At 72.1% G+C, this 18477-nt stretch carries 15 protein-coding genes and 1 pseudogene; 12 read left to right on the top strand and 4 right to left on the bottom strand.

What is annotated here, in order from left to right; genetic code table 11:
• Positions 1 to 60: 60 nt before the first annotated feature.
• The 3 genes and pseudogenes from CHF15_RS33965 to CHF15_RS46780 all read left to right on the top strand — a co-directional run.
• Complete coding sequence (locus CHF15_RS33965; protein ID WP_089227763.1) at positions 61 to 777, top strand: MBL fold metallo-hydrolase; 717 nt, start codon at positions 61 to 63, stop codon at positions 775 to 777.
• Positions 778 to 791: 14 nt separating this feature from the next.
• On the top strand, positions 792 to 2054 hold the full coding sequence (hisS, locus tag CHF15_RS33970) for a histidine--tRNA ligase (protein WP_089227764.1): 1263 nt from the start codon (positions 792 to 794) through the stop codon (positions 2052 to 2054).
• 33 nt (positions 2055 to 2087) lie between these two features.
• A pseudogene (locus CHF15_RS46780) lies at positions 2088 to 2456 on the top strand (histidine--tRNA ligase); the annotation flags it as partial.
• Here CHF15_RS46780 and CHF15_RS33980 read toward each other — a convergent pair.
• Complete coding sequence (locus tag CHF15_RS33980) at positions 2361 to 4466, bottom strand: putative bifunctional diguanylate cyclase/phosphodiesterase (RefSeq protein WP_089227765.1); 2106 nt, start codon at positions 4464 to 4466, stop codon at positions 2361 to 2363. The pseudogene CHF15_RS46780 and the gene CHF15_RS33980 overlap by 96 nt on opposite strands.
• Entirely contained in the window at positions 4463 to 5272 is an 810-nt protein-coding gene (locus tag CHF15_RS33985) for an SAM-dependent methyltransferase (RefSeq protein ID WP_089227766.1), read from the bottom strand. Before CHF15_RS33985 ends, CHF15_RS33980 begins: the two co-directional genes overlap by 4 nt.
• A 283-nt stretch (positions 5273 to 5555) precedes the next feature.
• Here CHF15_RS33985 and CHF15_RS33990 point away from each other — a divergent pair, with 283 nt between their 5' ends.
• Together CHF15_RS33990 and CHF15_RS33995 are read left to right on the top strand one after the other, a co-directional pair.
• Positions 5556 to 6200 carry a vitamin K epoxide reductase family protein gene (locus CHF15_RS33990; protein WP_089227767.1) on the top strand — a complete coding sequence of 215 codons (645 nt, stop codon included), beginning with the start codon at positions 5556 to 5558 and terminating at the stop codon, positions 6198 to 6200.
• 44 nt (positions 6201 to 6244) lie between these two features.
• Positions 6245 to 7594 carry a replication-associated recombination protein A gene (locus CHF15_RS33995; protein ID WP_089227768.1) on the top strand — a complete coding sequence of 450 codons (1350 nt, stop codon included), beginning with the start codon at positions 6245 to 6247 and terminating at the stop codon, positions 7592 to 7594.
• Between the two features lie 16 nt (positions 7595 to 7610).
• Here the strand turns inward: CHF15_RS33995 and CHF15_RS34000 are convergent, their stop codons facing one another.
• Positions 7611 to 8327: a DUF2470 domain-containing protein gene (locus tag CHF15_RS34000; RefSeq protein WP_089227833.1), complete on the bottom strand. Its 717-nt coding sequence runs from the start codon at positions 8325 to 8327 to the stop codon at positions 7611 to 7613.
• Between the two features lie 199 nt (positions 8328 to 8526).
• Between CHF15_RS34000 and rpsD the strand changes: the two genes are divergently transcribed.
• Entirely contained in the window at positions 8527 to 9138 is a 612-nt protein-coding gene (gene rpsD, locus CHF15_RS34005) for a 30S ribosomal protein S4 (RefSeq protein ID WP_018564200.1), read from the top strand.
• Positions 9139 to 9236: 98 nt separating this feature from the next.
• Here rpsD and CHF15_RS34010 read toward each other — a convergent pair whose 3' ends face one another.
• The gene (locus CHF15_RS34010; RefSeq protein ID WP_089227769.1) at positions 9237 to 11384 is read right to left on the bottom strand and encodes an ATP-binding protein; all 2148 of its coding nucleotides are present in this window, start codon (positions 11382 to 11384) and stop codon (positions 9237 to 9239) included.
• A 174-nt stretch (positions 11385 to 11558) separates the two neighbouring features.
• On the opposite strand from CHF15_RS34010, the gene CHF15_RS34015 reads away from it, so the two are divergent.
• The 6 genes from CHF15_RS34015 to CHF15_RS34040 all read left to right on the top strand — a co-directional run bounded on the left by CHF15_RS34015 (position 11559) and on the right by CHF15_RS34040 (position 18341).
• Positions 11559 to 11981: a DUF948 domain-containing protein gene (locus tag CHF15_RS34015; protein WP_089227770.1), complete on the top strand. Its 423-nt coding sequence runs from the start codon at positions 11559 to 11561 to the stop codon at positions 11979 to 11981.
• Between the two features lie 5 nt (positions 11982 to 11986).
• Positions 11987 to 12277, top strand: a complete 291-nt coding sequence (locus CHF15_RS34020; protein ID WP_018564197.1) for a DUF6167 family protein — start codon at positions 11987 to 11989, stop codon at positions 12275 to 12277.
• Positions 12277 to 14946 (top strand): alanine--tRNA ligase, encoded by a 2670-nt coding sequence (alaS, locus tag CHF15_RS34025; protein ID WP_089227771.1) that lies wholly within the window; start codon positions 12277 to 12279, stop codon positions 14944 to 14946. Before CHF15_RS34020 ends, alaS begins: the two co-directional genes overlap by 1 nt.
• Positions 14947 to 14953: 7 nt before the next feature.
• Entirely contained in the window at positions 14954 to 15418 is a 465-nt protein-coding gene (gene ruvX, locus CHF15_RS34030; protein WP_089227772.1) for a Holliday junction resolvase RuvX, read from the top strand.
• 134 nt (positions 15419 to 15552) lie between these two features.
• Positions 15553 to 17322 (top strand): endolytic transglycosylase MltG, encoded by a 1770-nt coding sequence (gene mltG, locus CHF15_RS34035; RefSeq protein ID WP_089227773.1) that lies wholly within the window; start codon positions 15553 to 15555, stop codon positions 17320 to 17322.
• A 185-nt stretch (positions 17323 to 17507) separates the two neighbouring features.
• Complete coding sequence (locus CHF15_RS34040; RefSeq protein WP_245939178.1) at positions 17508 to 18341, top strand: shikimate dehydrogenase; 834 nt, start codon at positions 17508 to 17510, stop codon at positions 18339 to 18341.
• Positions 18342 to 18477: the final 136 nt, after the last annotated feature.

An 18477-nucleotide genomic window follows, 5' to 3' on the forward strand; every position in this document is an offset into this window, starting at 1 on the left:
CGTGGGGCCGCCATCGTGCGGTACGACCTGCCGAGAACGACAGCCGACAGAAGGACGAACGTGCTCATTGCCGGGTTCCCCGCCGGGGCCTGGGGCACCAACTGCTACGTGGTCGCCCCCGCCGCCGGTGAGGAGTGCGTGATCATCGACCCGGGCCACGAAGCGGCCCAGGGCGTCGAGGACACGCTCGCCAAACACCGTCTCAAGCCCGTCGCCGTCATCCTCACCCACGGCCATCTCGACCACACGGCATCGGTCGTCCCGGTCTGCGGGGCCCACGGCGTCCCGGCCTGGATCCACCCCCGGGACCGCTACATGCTCAACGATCCCGAGAAGGCCCTCGGCCGCTCGATCGGCGCGCAGCTGCTCGGCGGGCTCACCATCGGCGAGCCCGACGACCTGAAGGAGCTCACCGACGGCAGCACGCTGGCGCTCGCCGGTCTCGAGCTGTCCGTGGCGCACGCGCCCGGCCATACCGAGGGGTCGGTGACGTTCAGGCTCCCGGAGACGGCCGAGATCCCCTCGGTGTTCTTCTCGGGCGACCTGCTGTTCGCCGGCTCCGTAGGCCGCACCGATCTGCCCGGCGGTTCCATGGACGAGCTGTACGTGTCGCTGGCCCGTGTGTGCCTGCCGCTCGACGACTCGACCGTGGTGCTGTCCGGCCACGGACCCCAGACGACCATCGGCCGTGAGCGCGCCACCAATCCGTATCTGGCGGAGGTGGCCCGCGGCCTCGGAGGGGACGACCACCCGTCCCCTCCGCGACGAGGAATGTGACGAGAGACCTCCCAGTGAGCACCTTCCAGGCCCCCAAGGGCACCTATGACCTCCTGCCGCCCGATTCCGCCGTGTTCCTGGCGGTCCGCGAGGCGCTCTCCGCGCCGCTGCGGCGGGCCGGCTACGGCTACGTCGAGACCCCCGGCTTCGAGCAGGTCGAGCTCTTCTCCCGCGGTGTCGGCGAGTCCACCGACATCGTGACCAAGGAGATGTACACCCTCACGACCAAGGGCGGTACGGAGCTGGCGCTGCGCCCCGAGGGCACCGCCTCCGTGCTGCGCGCCGCGCTGGAGGCCAACCTGCACAAGGCCGGCAATCTGCCGGTCAAGCTCTGGTACTCCGGCTCGTACTACCGCTACGAGCGGCCGCAGGCCGGGCGCTACCGGCACTTCTCCCAGGTCGGTGCCGAGGCGATCGGCGCCGAGGACCCGGCGCTGGACGCCGAGTTGATCATCCTGGCGGTGGACGCCTACCGCTCGCTCGGGCTGCGCACCTTCCGCCTGCTGCTCAACTCGCTGGGCGACCGCGAGTGCCGTCCGGTCTACCGGGCCGCCCTCCAGGACTTCCTGCGCGGCCTCGACCTCGACGAGGACACCCGCCGGCGGATCGAGATCAACCCGCTGCGCGTCCTGGACGACAAGCGCGAGAGCGTACAGAAGCAGCTCGTCGGCGCGCCCATGATGCGCGATCACCTCTGCGAAGGGTGCAAGGCGTACCACGAGCAGGTGCGCGAGCTGCTGACGGCGGCGGGCGTGGAGTTCGAGGACGACCCCAAGCTGGTGCGCGGTCTGGACTACTACACCCGCACCACCTTCGAGTTCGTCCACGACGGCCTCGGCTCGCAGTCCGCGGTCGGCGGCGGCGGCCGCTACGACGGCCTGTCCGAGATGATCGGCGGCCCCGAGCTGCCGTCGGTGGGCTGGGCGCTGGGTGTGGACCGTACGGTGCTGGCCCTCAAGGCCGAGGGGATCGAGCTGGAACTGCCCGCGCCCACGCAGGTGTTCGCGGTGCCGATGGGCGAGGAGGCGCGCCGGGTGCTGTTCGGTGCCGTCACCGAGTTGCGCCGGGCGGGTGTCGCCACGGACTTCGCCTTCGGCGGCAAGGGCCTGAAGAACGCGATGAAGTCCGCCAACCGCTCGGGTGCGCGTCTCGCGATCGTCGCCGGCGAGCGCGACCTCGCCGAGGGCGTCGTGCAGGTCAAGGACCTGGAGAGCGGCGAGCAGAGCGCGGTGCCGCTCGACGGTGTCGTCGAGGCCGTGCGCGAGCGGCTCGCCTGAACCGTACGCGGTGACGCGGCCGGCCGGTGGGTGCTCCCGCCGGCCGGCCGCGCCGTCGGCGCGTCGGCCCCCGGCCACGGGTCGGTCGGCGGCCCCGAGCTGGAACTGCCCGCGCCCACGCAGGTGTTCGCGGTGCCGATGGGCGAGGAGGCGCGCCGGGTGCTGTTCGGTGCCGTCACCGAGTTGCGCCGGGCGGGTGTCGCCACGGACTTCGCCTTCGGCGGCAAGGGCCTGAAGAACGCGATGAAGTCCGCCAACCGCTCGGGTGCGCGTCTCGCGATCGTCGCCGGCGAGCCCGGCCACGGGTCAGTCGGGGCGGCCCCGCTCGATCCACCGGGCGATCCGCTCGGGCCGCATCGGCCGGCCGAAGTACCAGCCCTGGCCCCAGTCGCAGCCCAGTGAGCGCAGCCGCCGGGCGTGCTGCGAGTTCTCCACACCCTCGGCGGTGACCGTGAGTCCGAGCGCGTGCGCCAGGGACACCAGTCCGCCGACGATGCGCCAGCCGACCGGGTCGTCCGTCCCGGCGCGGTGGGGGTCCGTGACGAAGGCTCCGGCGATCTTGAGTCCGGACACCGGGAGATCCCTCAGATAGGCGAGGTTCGACCAGCCGGTGCCGAAGTCGTCGACGGCCAGGGAGACCCCGGCGTCGGCGATCGCCTGCAGGGCGCGCAGCGACTCGTCCTCGGGTCCGATCACCGCGCTCTCGGTGATCTCCAGCTCCAGCCGCCCGGGTTCGAGGCCCGTGCTGTCCAGGATCGACGTGACGTCGTGCACCAGGCCTGGGTTGCGGATCTGGCGGACCGCCAGGTTGACGTTGATCTGCGGAGCGGCCTCCCCGTAGCGCCGCACCCAGGCGGCCGCCTGCCCGACCGCGCGTTCCAGGATCCAGCGGCCCAGCGGCATGATCAGCCCGGTCTCCTCCGCCGTCCCCACGAACTCGTCCGGGCCCAGCACCCCGAACTCGGGGTGACGCCACCGCACCAGGGCCTCCACCGCCACCAGGGAGCCGTCGGCGAGAGAGCAGAGCGGCTGGTAGTCGACGAAGAACTCCCCGCGGTCCAGCGCCACCGGCAGTCGTACGGAGATGGCATAGCGGCTCACGGCGCGCGCGTTGTGCGTGGGGTCGAAGAGCGTCCAGCGGCCCCGTCCGGCCTCCTTGGAGCGGTACAGCGTCAGATCCGCCGCCCGCACCGCCGCACCCGGGGTCGTGGCGGCGATCCGCTGCGCCAGCACCCCGACGCTCGCGCCGATCGTCAGCTGCTGGTCGCCCACGAGGAAGGGCCGCGCGAGCGTGGTCAGGACGAGCTTGGCGACCGCCACCGCCTCCTGGTCGCCCCGGCACTCCTCCAGCAGCACCACGAACTCGTCCCCGCCCAGCCGGGCCACCAGGTGCCCGAGCGGGGCGAGCGCGGCGTCCAGCCGCTCCGCCACCGCCGTCAGCAACTGGTCCCCGGTCTCGTGGCCGAGGCTGTCGTTGACGACCTTGAAGCCGTCGAGGTCGACGTAGCACAGGCCGAAGCGCGCGTCGGGCGGCGGCTGCTCGAACAGGCCCTCCAGCCGCTCGAAGAACGCGGTGCGGTTGGGCAGCCCGGTCAGCGGGTCGTGGGTGGCCTGGTGGCGCAGCCGCTCCTGGAGCCGGTAGCGGTCGGTGATGTCCTCGACCATCGCCACCTGGTAGCGGGGTTCCCCGTGCTCGTCGCGGATCAGCGAGACGGTCAGGTGCGTCCACACCACCTCGCCGTCGCGCCGGTAGTACGGCTTGTCGCACTGGAACCGCTCGCGGCGCCCTCTGACCAGGTCCTCGTACGCCTCCCACACGCCCGGGGCGTCCTCGGGGTGCACCAGCTCGGTGACCCGGCGGCCCCACAGGTCCTCGGGGCGGGCCCCGAGCAGCTCCCGCAGCGCCTGGTTGAACTGCACGATCGTCCCGTCCACGTCGGCGATGCCGATGCCGATGGCGGCGTGCTCGAACAGCGCGCGGAAGCGGGCCTCCGAGGCGTTCCTGGCCCGCTCGGCGTCCTCACGGGCCCGGAACGCGGCACGCTGGATCGCCTCCTGCTCGCGCAGGGTGCGCTCGCGCAGCGCGGCCGCCCAGCCGGAGGCGAAGGCGCCGGCCACGGCCGGCACCCGCTCGGGACCGGCCGGCTGGATCTGCAGCAGCGCCACGGCGGCCGCCAGGATCTCCGGGTCGGTGAAGTGGGCCTCCACCAGCAGCGTGCCGGCCTGTTCCGCGAGGGCGGTGTCGCACGTCCGGTCGCCGAGCGCCCGGCGGAGCAGGTCCGCCGTCGTGGCCGCCACCCGGCGCAGGGTCTGCGGGGGCAGTGCGAGCCCCGGTCCGGAGCGCAGCAGGTGCGACCAGGCGTCCGTGAAGTCCGGGGCGGGGCCCGCGACGGCCGACGGCGACTCCCTCACGGCCGCCGCCCCACGCCGGCCAGACCCGACATCTGCTCGGGGTGGGGCCCCACGGACTCCGGGTCCTCCGGTCGCCACTCGGACAGCCAGACCAGCCCCGGCGGCAGGAGTTCCCAGCCGTCGAAGAAGGCCGCCACGTCCGTTCTGGTCCGCATGACCAGCGGTGTCGTGGTGCGCCGGGCGTACAGCTCCGCCAGCGAGTCCGCCTGCCGGGGGCGGCTCTCCCGGGAGGCGTGGGTGAGCACCAGGTGGCTGCCGGGCGGCACGGCGTCGCGCAGCGCGCCCACGATCTTGCGGGGGTCCTCGGCGTCGGTGACGAAGTGGAGCATCGCCACCAGCAGCACGCCCACCGGCTCCCCGGGCGCGAGCAGGTCGGTGACCTCGGGCCGGGAGAGCAGGTCGCCGGTGTCGGTCATGTCGGCCATCACCATGGCGCTGAGCGGGTCGTCCTGGAGCATCAGACGGCTGTGCGCCACCGCGATCGGGTCCATGTCCACGTACACCACGCGCGCCCGCGGGTGGACGGCCCGTGCGACCTCGTGCACGGCGCCGAAGGTCGGGATCCCGGAGCCGATGTCGAGGAAGCGGGTGATGCCCAGGGCGGCGAGGTGCTGGACCGCGCGGCGCAGGAAGGCGCGGTTGGCACGCATGATCACCGGCAGGTCGGGCCAGAGCGCCATGGCCTGGCGCGCCATGTCGCGATCGGCCTCGAAGTTGTGGGAACCGCCCAGGTAGTAGTCGTAGACCCGGGCGGCGTTGGGCGTCTCCACGTCCGTCCCTGCGGGCACCCACTCGGGTCGACGCATGGGGCACCTCTCCCCGTCGGGGTGAATCCTCGGATGTACGGGTCCACTCAGAATCCTATATGCCCCATATCCACGCATTTTTGGTGAGCGTGGTTCTCGACGAAGGCAGCCACGGTCTGCTAGCACAGCGTGAGGGAGTGCGTACGTACGGCACGCTAAATCAGCCCTCACGTCCGGCCGTTGTCGCTCGAGCGGGTGACACGGCACCATGGGACCCGGCACTTCCGGCGGGTCCGACCCGTTGGGCAGTGCGGCACATCCCCCACCCCACGGAAACGGCGACATGGTGACTACGGCGGTTGACACGGCTCGCACCGACAGCGGTAGCCAGGAGTCCGCGGACGGACTCATCGGCGCGGGCAGGGCCTTCACCTGGCTGCTCGTGGTCTGCGGTGCGCTCGGCCTGCTCGCCTCGTGGGTCATCACGATCGACAAGTTCAAGCTGCTGGAGGACCCGAACTTCGTCCCCGGCTGCAGCCTGAACCCGATCATCTCCTGCGGCAACATCATGAAGAGCGAGCAGGCGCACGCCTTCGGCTTCCCCAACCCGATGATCGGCATGGTCGCCTACCCCGTCGTCATCGCCCTCGCCGCGGGGATGCTCGCCGGCGCCCGCTACCGCCGCTGGTTCTGGCTCGGACTGCAGGGCGGCACGCTCTTCGGCGTCGGCTTCGTGACGTGGCTGCAGTACCAGTCGCTGTACAACATCGGCTCGCTGTGCCTGTGGTGCTCGCTGGCCTGGGTCGTCACCATCGCGCTGTTCTGGTACACCCTCGTCCACAACCTCAAGCACGAGATCATCCCGGCGCCCGCCCGGGTCCGGGACCTGGTCCTGGAGTTCCACTGGGTCGTCCCCGTCCTCTGGTACGGCGCGATCGCGGTGGCGATCCTGACCCGCTGGTGGACGTACTGGAGCACCCTGATCTGACGGCGGCGCCGCGCTGTCGGTGCGGTGACATAGGCTTCCTTGCCGTGGAGCCCGACCTGTTCACCGCCGCCGCAGAGGAACGCCAGTCGAGGGAGCCCGGAGGCAGCCCCCTGGCCGTACGGATGCGCCCCCGCACCCTCGACGAGGTCGTGGGGCAGGGCCATCTGCTCCGCCCGGGGTCGCCGCTGCGGCGCCTGGTGGGCGAGGGCGGCGGAGGACCGGCGGGACCGTCCTCGGTGATCCTCTGGGGCCCGCCGGGCATCGGCAAGACGACCCTGGCCTACGTGGTCAGCCACGCCACCAACAAGCGCTTCGTCGAGCTGTCGGCGATCACCGCGGGCGTCAAGGAGGTCCGCGCGGTCATCGAGAGCGCCAAGCGCGAGTCCGGCGGCTACGGACGCGACACCGTGCTCTTCCTGGACGAGATCCACCGGTTCAGCAAGGCCCAGCAGGACTCCCTGCTCCCCGCCGTCGAGAACCGCTGGGTCACCCTGATCGCGGCCACCACCGAGAACCCGTACTTCTCGATCATCTCCCCGCTGCTGTCCCGGTCCCTGCTGCTCACCCTGGAGCCGCTGACCGACGACGACCTGCGCGGGCTGCTGCGCCGGGCGATCACCGACGAGCGCGGCCTGAAGGGCGCGGTCGCCCTGCCGGGGGACACCGAGGAGCATCTGCTGCGGATCGCCGGCGGGGACGCCCGCCGGGCGCTGACGGCGCTGGAGGCGGGGGCGGGCGCGGCCCTGGCCAAGGGCGAGCCGGAGATCTCCCTGAGCACCCTCGAGGAGACCGTCGACCGTGCCGCCGTGAAGTACGACCGCGACGGCGACCAGCACTACGACGTGGCCAGCGCGCTGATCAAGTCCATCCGCGGCTCGGACGTGGACGCCGCGCTGCACTACCTGGCCCGCATGATCGAGGCCGGGGAGGACCCGCGGTTCATCGCCCGCCGGCTGATGATCTCCGCCAGCGAGGACATCGGGCTCGCGGACCCGACCGCGCTGCCCACGGCGGTCGCCGCGGCCCAGGCGGTGGCGATGATCGGCTTCCCGGAGGCCGCGCTCACCCTCAGCCACGCCACGATCGCGCTCGCCCTGGCCCCCAAGTCCAACGCGGCGACGACGGCCATCGGGGCCGCCCTCGCCGACGTGCGGGCGGGCAAGGCCGGTCCGGTCCCGTCCCATCTGCGCGACAGCCACTACAAGGGCGCCGCCAAGCTCGGCCACGGCACGGGCTACCAGTACCCGCACGATCTGCCCGGCGCCATCGCCGCCCAGCAGTACGCACCGGACGAGATCCACGGCCGGCGCTACTACGAGCCGACCCGCTACGGGGCCGAGGCCCGCTACGCCGACGTGCTGGAGCGGGTCAGGGGGCGTCTGGCGGGGGAGTAGCGCGAAGCGCCTGGTGTCAGAGGTCCTGTGCGGCCGCCGCCTCCTGCGCGGCGTCGAAGAGCGCGTGCATGGCCCGGTGCAGGTCGGTGTGGCCCCGTACCGGCTCCGGGAACTCGAAGCGGGCGTCGAAGACGCCGTCCTCGCCGGTGAAGCGCACCCGCAGCCCGAAGCGGTCCAGGGCGAGCGGCACCGCGGCGGCCGGGATGCCGCGGCAGGCGCCGGCGCCGCCGGCGAGGGCGCACAGCCAGCCCACCTGGTCGGCGTGGGCGGCCGCGAGGTGCTGCAGCAATTCCGCCTCGTGGTCGACGAGCGGGTCGGGGCGGGCGGCGGCGAACTCGTCCGGCTCCACCTGCTCCGCGCCCCACAGGTCGTCCAGCGAGGCCTCGCCGACCTCCAGCCGCAGCCGCACCTTCCCGGCCGGGGCCGGCAGGTCGCGCGCGACGGTGACCCAGCCCGCGATCCAGGCGCGGCCGCGGATGCGCCCGGGCACGGCGACCGGGGCGACGTCAGTGATGTCGAGCACAGCCGTGAGGTCGTCGTCCTCGGCGTGCGTCGCGGCCCTGACGGCGGGCGATTCCGCGGGAAACAGCAGGAACAGGTCGCCGTCGGTGCCCACGATGCGCTCCTCGGGAACCATGAGCTCGGGGAGGTCGGGCACCAGGCCGGGAATCACCAGGATGGCGGAGGCGGTACTCTGTACGAGAGTTCGTGTGCGCTCGGCTGCTGACGGCAGTCGGGCGATTTCATGCCCGCTGGGACGCGGCTGACCATGAGCTGATCGGACCTCCGTCAAGTCGGCGCCCTCGTTGGCGTCGGCGGCGCCCTGTGCGGCGTCCGTTACGTCCGTGATGCGTGTGGTGTTCCCTGGGCGCGACATACGATCTCCTTCGCTAAGGTAAGCCTTACCTAACTTACATGGAGGTCTGGGAAACGTGAACCAGTCGCGTCCCAAGGTCAAGAAGTCGCGTGCCCTCGGCATCGCCCTGACGCCGAAGGCCGTCAAGTACTTCGAGGCCCGTCCCTACCCGCCGGGCGAGCACGGCCGTGGCCGCAAGCAGAACAGTGACTACAAGGTCCGACTGCTGGAGAAGCAGCGCCTGCGCGCGCAGTACGACATCTCCGAGCGCCAGATGGCCCGCGCCTACGACCGCGCCCGCAAGGTCAGCGGCAAGACCGGCGAGGCCCTGATCGTCGAGCTCGAGCGCCGCCTGGACGCCCTCGTCCTGCGCGCCGGCCTGGCCCGCACCATCTACCAGGCCCGCCAGATGGTCGTCCACGGCCACATCGAGGTCAACGGCCACAAGGTCGACAAGCCGTCCTTCCGCGTCACCCCCGACGACGTCGTGATGGTCCGCGAGCGCTCCCGCGCCAAGACCCCGTTCCAGGTCGCCCGCGAGGGCGGCTGGGCCGGCGAGGGCGAGACCCCGAAGTACCTGCAGGTCAACCTGCAGGCGCTGGCCTTCCGCCTGGACCGCCTGCCGAACCGTCGTGAGGTCCCCGTGATCTGTGACGAGCAGCTCGTCGTCGAGTACTACGCTCGCTGACGCCTGCCGCACCCGGCACGCACGTCAGCCCCGGCGCCCCGCCCTTCCGGCGGGGCGCCGGGGCTTTCGCGTACCCGACGGTGGCCCGGCCCCGGCGGTCAGTCCTGGGCCGACCGGCCGAGCGGCGCGCCCGCGGGCAGCGGGTCGGCGGGCGGGACGGGACCGCGGGGCTGACGCGGGCCGGGACGCGTCGGGGGCAGCCCGGTCAGGGCCCTGGCGACCGCGGCGTCGAGGTCGAGCACGAGGCCCTCGGCGTACGCCCCCTCGTAGCCGGGCCGGCCCAGCTCGGCGCGGGCCAGCTCCTCGCAGCGCTGGTGGGGGATGCCGAAGTGGCGCGAGCCGAACACGGGAAGCCCGACGAGCCGCCAGATGCCGCCCGCCGCGCCCTGCAGCACCGCCGCCTCCCGGGCGTCCCCCGGAACGCGCAGCAGCGCGAGCAGTTCGATGCCGAGCACGATGCCCACCATGTCGCGGAAGGTGTGGTTGATCCGCACGCACTCGGCCGCGAGTTCGGCGGCGAGCACCGGGTCGTCCTGCCACCAGGCGATGACCGCCCGCGTGTAGAGCGCGTACGCCAGCGCCCACCGCTCCCCGTGGTCCTCGCAGACCTCGCGGATGTGGTCGCACAGCTCGATCCCGCCCTCCAGGTCGCCGTCGAAGGCCACGGCCATCGCCAGCTCGACCTCGGCCATGATCACATTGCTGTTCAGCTCGCCCAGCGTCCGGTAGTGGCCCAGCGCCTCCTCGAACAGCGCCCTGGCGCGCGGCAGGTCGTCGCCGAGCAGCGCCCCGCACCCCATGCGGTGCACCGCGTACGCAACCGCCGTCGCGTCGCCGGTGGCCAGTGCCTGTTCGCGGCACTCGTAGAGCATGCCCAGCGCGGCGGTGCCGTCGCCCTGGAGGATCGAGACGTAACCGCACACCCACAGCGCCTTGGCACGCTGACCCGTGGGCTCGTGGTCGGCCGCCAGCGCGCGTTCCAGCCAGTAGCGGCCCTCGGCGAGCCGGCCGCAGCCGACCCAGAAGAACCACAGGCTCGCCGCCAGGTACTGCCCCGTCCGCAACTCCTCGGGGACCTCCAGCGAGAACTCCAGCGCGGCCCGCAGATTGGCCAGCTCCCGCTCGGTGCCGACCGAGATCTCCTCCTGCCGCGCGCCGAACCACTCCATCTCGCCCCAGGTGGCGAAGCCCAGGTACCAGTCGCGGTGCCGGGTCCGCAGCCGGCGCTCCTCGCCCAGCTCGCGCAGCCACCCCAGCCCGTACTCGCGCACGGTGTCCAGCAGCAGGTAGCGCACCACGCCCGCGTCCTCGCGGCGCAGCACCACCGACTTGTCCACCAGGTCCGCCAGCAGGTCCACCACCGCCTCGGCCGGCACCTCGCCGCCCGCGCACACGTACTCGGCCGCGTCGAGGTCGAAGTCCCCCGCGAACACCGACAGCCGTGCCCACAGCAGCCGTTCGCGCGGGGTGCACAGCTCGTGGCTCCATCCGATCGCGGTGCGCAGCGCGCGGTGCCGCTCGGGACCGCCGGGGCCGCCGCGCCGGGTGAGCAGCCGGAAGCGGTCGTCCAGGCGCCCGGTGATCTGCCGCACCGACAGCGCCCGCAGGCGGCCCGCCGCCAGCTCCAGCGCCAGCGGGATCCCGTCCAGGCGGCGGCACAGCTCCTCCACCTCGGCCCGGTTGCCGGCGTCCACGGTGAAGTCCGGCAGCACCGCGGCCGCCCGGTCGGCGAACAGCTCCACCGCCTCGCCGGCGTCGCTCAGCGGCTCCAGCGCCACGATGTGCTCGCCGGCCACCCCCAGCGGCTGCCTGCTGGTGGCCAGCACCCGCAGTCCCGGTGCCCGCCGCAGCATCGCGTCGGCCAGTTCCGCCGCCGCCTCCACCTGCGGCTCGCAGCAGTCCAGCACGAGGAGCAGTTCGCGGCGGGCCAGGAAAGCGCCGAGCGCGGCCCGGGGGCCGCGCGCGGTGTGGTCGGTGAGGCCGAGCGCGTCCGCGACGGCGTGGTCCACCAGCCCCGGGTCCCGTACGGCCGCGAGTTCGGCCAGCCAGACCCCGTCGGCGAAACCGGCGCGCAGACCGGCCGCCGCGCGCAGCGCGAGCCGGCTCTTGCCGACCCCGCCCACGCCGGTCACCGTCACCATCCGGGCCCGTTCCAGCAGCCGGGCCACGTCGTCGAGCTCGCGCCGCCGGCCGACGAAGTGGTTCAGCTCGCACGGCAGGTTGCCGGGCGTCGTCTCATGGCGCATGGATCACGGAGGGTATCGTCGAATAAGCGGAACGTACAATCCGGGCCCGTCGCCCGGGGGCGGACGAGGGCGGCACCGGCCCGCAATGCGGTACGGAGCGTGCTGCCCGTCGCGATAAGGTCGGTATCTGATCGGTACCTGGTTCGCGCGGTGGAAATCCGAGGGAGTGGCAACGTGTCCGGTGGAGAGGTGGCCGGCCTCATCGTGGCCGTCTTCTGGGCGATCCTCGTGTCGTTCCTCGCCGTGGCACTCGTACGGCTCGCCCAGGCGCTCCGTCAGGCGACCCGTCTCGTGGCGGAGGTGACCGACCAGGCCGTGCCGCTGCTCGGCGAGGCCTCCGACGCCGTCCGCGCGGCCCACGCCCAGCTGGCCCGCGTGGACGCCATCACCTCTGACGTCGCCGAGGTGACCGCCAACGCCTCCGCCCTGTCCACGACGGTCGCCTCCACCTTCGGGGGCCCCCTCGTGAAGGTCGCGGCCTTCGGCTACGGCGTGCGGCGCGCGGTCACCCTGCAGGCCAAGGGCGCCGCCAAGAAGCGCACCGTGGTCGTCGGCCGGACGCTCCCGTCCGCCCGCCGCCGTAAGTCAAGGGGCTGACCTGCATGTTCCGCCGTGCCTTCTGGTTCACCGCCGGTGCCGCCGCCGGGGTGTGGGCCACCAACAAGGTCCATCGCAAGATCCGCAGCCTGACGCCCGAGAGCCTCGCGGCGAAGGCGGCCGACAAGGCCCTCGAGGCCGGGGACCGGCTGCGCACCTTCGCGCAGGACGTCCGCGCCGGCATGTCCGAGCGCGAGGGACAGCTCAACGACGCACTGGGCCGCACGGCCCCCGACCTCGACATGCCGGCCCCGCGGCCGGCGATCTCGTACCACCACCGGAAGGACGAACACTGATGGAGTCGGCAGAAATCCGCCGCCGCTGGCTGCGATTCTTCGAGGAGCGCGGGCACACCGTAGTGCCGTCGGCGTCGCTCATCGCCGACGACCCGACGCTCCTTCTGGTGCCCGCGGGCATGGTCCCGTTCAAGCCCTACTTCCTGGGTGAGGTCAAGCCGCCCTTCCCGCGCGCCACCAGCGTGCAGAAGTGCGTCCGCACGCCCGACATCGAAGAGGTCGGCAAGACCACGCGCCACGGCACGTTCTTCCAGATGTGCGGCAACTTCTCCTTCGGCGACTACTTCAAGGAAGACGCCATCAAGTTCGCCTGGGAGCTGCTCACCAGCTCCGTGGCGGACGGCGGTTACGGCCTCGACCCCGAGCGGCTGTGGATCACGGTCTACAAGGACGACGACGAGGCCGAGCAGATCTGGCGCGACGTCGTGGGCGTGCCCGCCGAGCGCATCCAGCGCCTGGGCATGAAGGACAACTTCTGGTCCATGGGCGTCCCGGGCCCCTGCGGCCCGTGCTCCGAGATCAACTACGACCGCGGCCCCGAGTTCGGTGTCGAGGGCGGCCCCGCCGTCAACGACGAGCGGTACGTGGAGATCTGGAACCTGGTCTTCATGCAGTACGAGCGCGGGGAGGGCAGCGGCAAGGAGGAGTTCCCGATCCTCGGCGACCTGCCCGCCAAGAACATCGACACCGGTCTCGGTCTCGAGCGTCTCGCCATGATCCTGCAGGACGTGCAGAACATGTACGAGACCGACACCCTGCGTGCCGTCATCGACAAGGCCACCGAGCTCACCGGCGTCGCCTATGGCGCCGCGCACGAGTCCGACGTCTCGCTGCGCGTCGTCGCCGACCACATGCGCACCTCCGTCATGCTCATCGGCGACGGCGTCACCCCCGGCAACGAGGGCCGCGGCTATGTGCTGCGCCGCATCATGCGCCGCGCCATCCGCAACATGCGGCTGCTCGGCGCCACGGACGCCGTGGTCGGCGAACTCGTGGACACCGTCATCAAGACGATGGGCCAGCAGTACCCGGAGCTCGTCGAGGACCGCAAGCGCATCGAGACGGTCGCCCTCGCCGAGGAGTCCCGCTTCCTCAAGACGCTCAAGGCCGGCACCAATGTGCTGGACACCGCCGTCACCGAGGCCAAGTCCACCGGTTCCGGCGTCCTCTCCGGCGACAAGGCCTTCCTGCTCCACGACACGTGGGGCTTCCCGATCGACCTCACCCTCGAAATGGCCGCCGAGCAGGGCCTGTCGGTGGACCAGGACGGCTTCCGCCGTCTGATGAAGGAGCAGCGGGACCGCGCCAAGGCGGACGCCCTGGTGAAGAAGAGCGGGCATGTCGACATGTCGGCGTACCGGGCCGTCGCCGACACCGCGGGAAGCACCGTCTTCACCGGCTACACCGACAACGAGGGCGAGGCCAGCGTCGTCGGCCTGCTCGTCGACGGTGTGCCGTCGCCCGCCGCCAACGAGGGCGACGAGGTCGAGGTCATCCTGGACCGCACCCCGTTCTACGCCGAGGGCGGCGGCCAGCTCGCCGACACCGGCCGGATCCGCACCGACTCGGGCGCCGTCATCGAGGTCCGCGACGTACAGCAGCCCGTGCCGGGCGTGACCGTGCACAAGGGCAGCGTCCAGGTCGGCGAGGTGACGGTCGGCTCCGGCGTCCTCGCCAAGATCGACCTCGGCCGCCGCCGGGCCATCGCCCGCGCCCACAGTGCCACCCACCTCACCCACCAGGCGCTGCGCGACGCCCTCGGCCCCACGGCCGCCCAGGCCGGTTCGGAGAACTCCCCGGGCCGCTTCCGCTTCGACTTCGGCTCGCCGGCCGCCGTGCCGGGCAGCGTGCTGACGGACGTCGAGCAGAAGATCAACGCCGTGCTCGCCCGCGAACTCGACGTCAGCGCCGAGATCATGAGCATCGACGAGGCCAAGAAGCAGGGCGCCATCGCCGAGTTCGGCGAGAAGTACGGCGAGCGGGTGCGCGTCGTGACGATCGGTGACTACTCCAAGGAGCTCTGCGGCGGCACGCACGTCCACAACACCGCCCAGCTGGGCCTGGTGAAGCTGCTCGGCGAGTCCTCGATCGGCTCCGGCGTGCGCCGGGTCGAGGCCCTGGTCGGCGTGGACGCGTACAACTTCCTCGCCCGCGAGCACACGGTCGTCGCCCAGCTCCAGCAGCTGGTCAAGGGCCGCCCGGAGGAGCTTCCGGAGAAGATCTCCGGGATGCTCGCCAAGCTCAAGGAGGCCGAGAAGGAGATCGAGCGCTTCCGCGCCGAGAAGGTCCTGCAGGCCGCCGCCGGGCTCGCCGACTCCGCCCAGGACGTCAAGGGCGTCGCCCTGGTCACCGGACAGGTGCCGGACGGCACCGGCGCCGACGACCTGCGCAAGCTCGTGCTGGACGTCCGCCAGCGGATCGGCGGCGGCCGCGCGGCCGTCGTGGCCCTGTTCGCCGTGGCGGGCGACCGCCCGCTGACCGTCATCGCCACCAATGAGGCGGCCCGTGAGCGCGGCCTGAAGGCCGGCGAGCTGGTCCGTACCGCCGCCAAGACCCTCGGTGGCGGCGGTGGCGGCAAGCCGGACGTCGCCCAGGGCGGAGGCCAGAACGCGGACGCGGTCGGCGAGGCCATCGCCGCCGTGCAGCGACTGGTCGCAGAGACGGCCTGAGGCCGCGATGCGCAGGGGTCGCAGGATCGCGATCGACGTCGGGGACGCCCGCATCGGGGTCGCCTCGTGCGACCCCGACGGGCTGATCGCCACACCCGTCGAGACGGTGCCCGGCCGGGACGCCCCGGCCGCGCGCCGTCGCATCGTGCAGATCGTCGAGGAGTACGAGCCGATCGAGGTGCTGGTCGGCCTGCCCCGCTCGCTCAACGGGCGGGAGGGGCAGGCCGCGGCCAAGGCCCGCGGCTTCGCCCAGGATGTGGCGAAGATCATCTCCCCCGTACCGGTGCGCCTGGTGGACGAGCGGATGACGACCGTGACGGCGACGCAGGGACTGCGCGCATCGGGCGTCAAGGCGAAGAAGGGACGCTCCGTCGTCGACCAGGCGGCGGCCGTGGTCATCCTGCAGAGCGCCCTCGAGACCGAACGGGTGTCCGGTAAAGAGCCGGGCGAGAGCGTCGAACCGTTTATCTGATCGCGGTACGGTAACGTTCCGCGCAGCACGGCGGCCACAGCTGGATCCGTGGGTGCCGACGGGCCGGGACCCGTCCCGCCCGCGCCGCAAGCGCCGGCCTGCTGCCGCCTCGCGAACCGAACCGTAGGGGATCGATGACTGACTATGGCCGGAGCCCGGGCTCCGAAGCATGGCACCCCGAAGACCCTCTCTTCGGCGATCAGTGGGGGCAGCAGCAACACCCCGAGCAACATCAGCACCAGCAGCATCAGCAGTATTCCCAGTACCAGCAGCAACCTCAGCAGGTACAGCACCAGCAACAGCCTCAGCATCCCCAGCACCAGCAGCACCCTCAGAACCAGCAGCATCCGCAGTACCAGCAGCAGGGCGGCTGGGACCCCTACGGCAACACCGGTCAGCAGCAGCAGTACCCGTACGACCCCCAGCAGCAGTACGACTCCTGGGGCGCCCCGGCGGGCTACGGCCAGGACGGTTACGGCGGCCAGCAGCAGCCCGACTACTACGGGCAGGGCGGCTACCCGCCCCCGCAGCGGCCCGACCAGCGCTACCCGGAAGAGCAGCCCCAGTACCAGCAGCAGCCGCAGCAACAACAGCCGCAGCAGTTGCAGCAGCAACCGCAACCGCAACAGCAGCCGCCGCAACGGCAGCAGCGCTCGCGCCCGGCCGAGCCGGACGCCCCGCTCTGGGACGAGGAGGCGGGCGCCGCCGACGACCACTCGTTCTTCTCCGGCGCGGACGACGACGAGGACGACGAGCCGCAGCAGGGCCGCAACGACCGGCGCGGCCGCGCGGGCAAGGGCGGCAAGGCCGGTGCCGGGAAGGGCGGCAAGAAGCGGCGCTCGGGCATGGCGTGCCTGGTCGTGCTGGTCGTCCTCGGCGGCGGCATCACCGGTGTCGGCTGGTTCGGCTACCGCTACTACCAGAGCAACTTCGGCCCGCCGCCGGACTTCGCGGGGAAGGGCAGCGGCGAGGTCCAGGTCGAGGTCCCGCAGGGTGCGAGCGGCATCGAGATCGGCAACATCCTCAAGAAGGCCGGCGTGGTCAAGAGCGTCGACGCCTTCACCGCGGCCGTCAGCAAGGACCCGAAGGGCAACTCCATCCAGGCGGGCGTCTACGTCCTGCACAAGGAGATGGCGGCGTCCAGCGCCGTCACGATGATGCTCGACCCGAAGTCGCAGAACGTGCTGGTCATCGCCGAGGGCCTGCGCGACGTGCAGATCTACGAGGTCGTCGACGCCAAGCTGGGGCTCGACAAGGGCACCACCGCCAAGGTCGCCGAGGACCAGATCGGCAAGCTCGGGCTGCCCGACTGGGCGGACGACAACAAGGAGATCAAGGACCCGCTGGAGGGCTTCCTCTGGCCGAGCCGCTACAGCGTCGGCAAGGACACCAAGCCCGTCGACCTGCTGCGCAGCATGGTCACCAACGCCAAGAAGCAGTACACCAAGTACGACGTGGAGTCGAAGGCCGAGAAACTGGGGCTGGAGTCGCCGCTGCAGGTCGTCACCCTGGCCAGCCTGGTGCAGGCCGAGGGCAAGTCGGACGAGGACTTCCGGAAGATGGCGCGGGTCGTCTACAACCGCCTCAAGGCGACCAACACCGAGACCAACGGCAAGCTCGAGTTCGACTCGACGTACAACTACCTGAAGAACCAGAGCGAGATCAATCTCTCGCTCAAGGAGCTCCGGACCTTCGACGACCCCTACAACACGTACTACTACCGGGGTCTCCCGCCGGGACCGATCGGCAACCCCGGCGCGAAGGCGCTGGCCGCGGCCATGGATCCCGAACCGGGCAAGTGGTACTACTTCATCTCCCTGGACGGGCACACGACCGAGTTCACGGAGACGCTGGCGGAGCACGACAAGCTCGCCAGGGAGTTCGACAAGAAGCACAACGGCTGAGCCGCCACCTGGGCGCCGCGCGGGGAACGTCCCCCGTGCGGCGCCCAGGTGCTGCCCGGCCCCGGCGGATCACCGGGCCCTAGACTCGACCGGGCCGTCCCCGGCCGGACAGGGGCGGCCCGAACCGCCGTACACCACGCACCGAGGGGACCAGCCCATGACGAAGAGCCCCCGGGAGGCCGCGCGTGCCTAGGGCAGCGGTGCTCGGATCGCCGATCGCGCACTCCCTCTCCCCGGTGCTGCACCGCGCCGCGTACACGGAACTGGGCCTGACCGACTGGACGTACGACCGCTTCGAGGTCGTCGAGGCCGCGCTGCCCGGTTTCCTCGCCGGGCTGGACGACCTGCCGGGCGGCGGACGCTGGGCGGGGCTGTCGCTCACGATGCCGCTCAAGCGGGTGGTCATCCCGCTGCTGGACGAGGTCAGCGACACCGCCTCCGCCGTCGAGGCCGTCAACACACTCGTCCTCACCGAGGACGGACGCCGCCTCGGCGACAACACCGACATCCCCGGGATGGTGGCGGCCCTGCGCGAGCGCGGCGTCGAACGCGTCGCCTCCGCGGCCGTCCTCGGCGCCGGGGCCACCGCATCGTCCGCGCTGGCCGCGCTGGCGCAGATCTGCGACGGCGAGGTCACCGCGTACGTGCGCAGCGACACCCGCGCCGACGAGATGCGGCAATGGGGCGAGCGGCTCGGCGTGGCCGTGCGGACGGCCGCCTGGGCGGACGCCGCCGAGGCCCTTGCCGCGCCTCTGGTGATCTCCACGACACCGGCCGGCACCGCGGACGCGCTCGCCGCCGCCGTGCCGGAGCGGCCCGGCACCCTCTTCGACGTGCTGTACGACCCGTGGCCCACCGCCCTGGCGTCCGCCTGGGCGCGGAGCGACGGGGCCGTCGTCGGGGGGCTCGACCTGCTGGTGCACCAGGCGGTGCTGCAGGTGGAGCTGATGACCGGCCGCAAACCGGCCCCCTTGGCGGCCATGCGGGCGGCGGGCGAGGCGGCGCTGCACCGCTCCTGAGCACTCCGCAGCGGTCCGCGGAGGTGTCCACGGAGCTGTCCGCCCAGCGGACCGCGCCCCGACTTCGCCGCCGGACGTGAAAGGATCGGTTTACGCACGGATGGTCCGGTCCGCCTCGCCGCGGTCCGGGCGATGA

The sequence above is a fragment of the Actinacidiphila glaucinigra genome (genome assembly GCF_900188405.1).
GTDB classification, from domain to species: domain Bacteria; phylum Actinomycetota; class Actinomycetes; order Streptomycetales; family Streptomycetaceae; genus Actinacidiphila; species Actinacidiphila glaucinigra.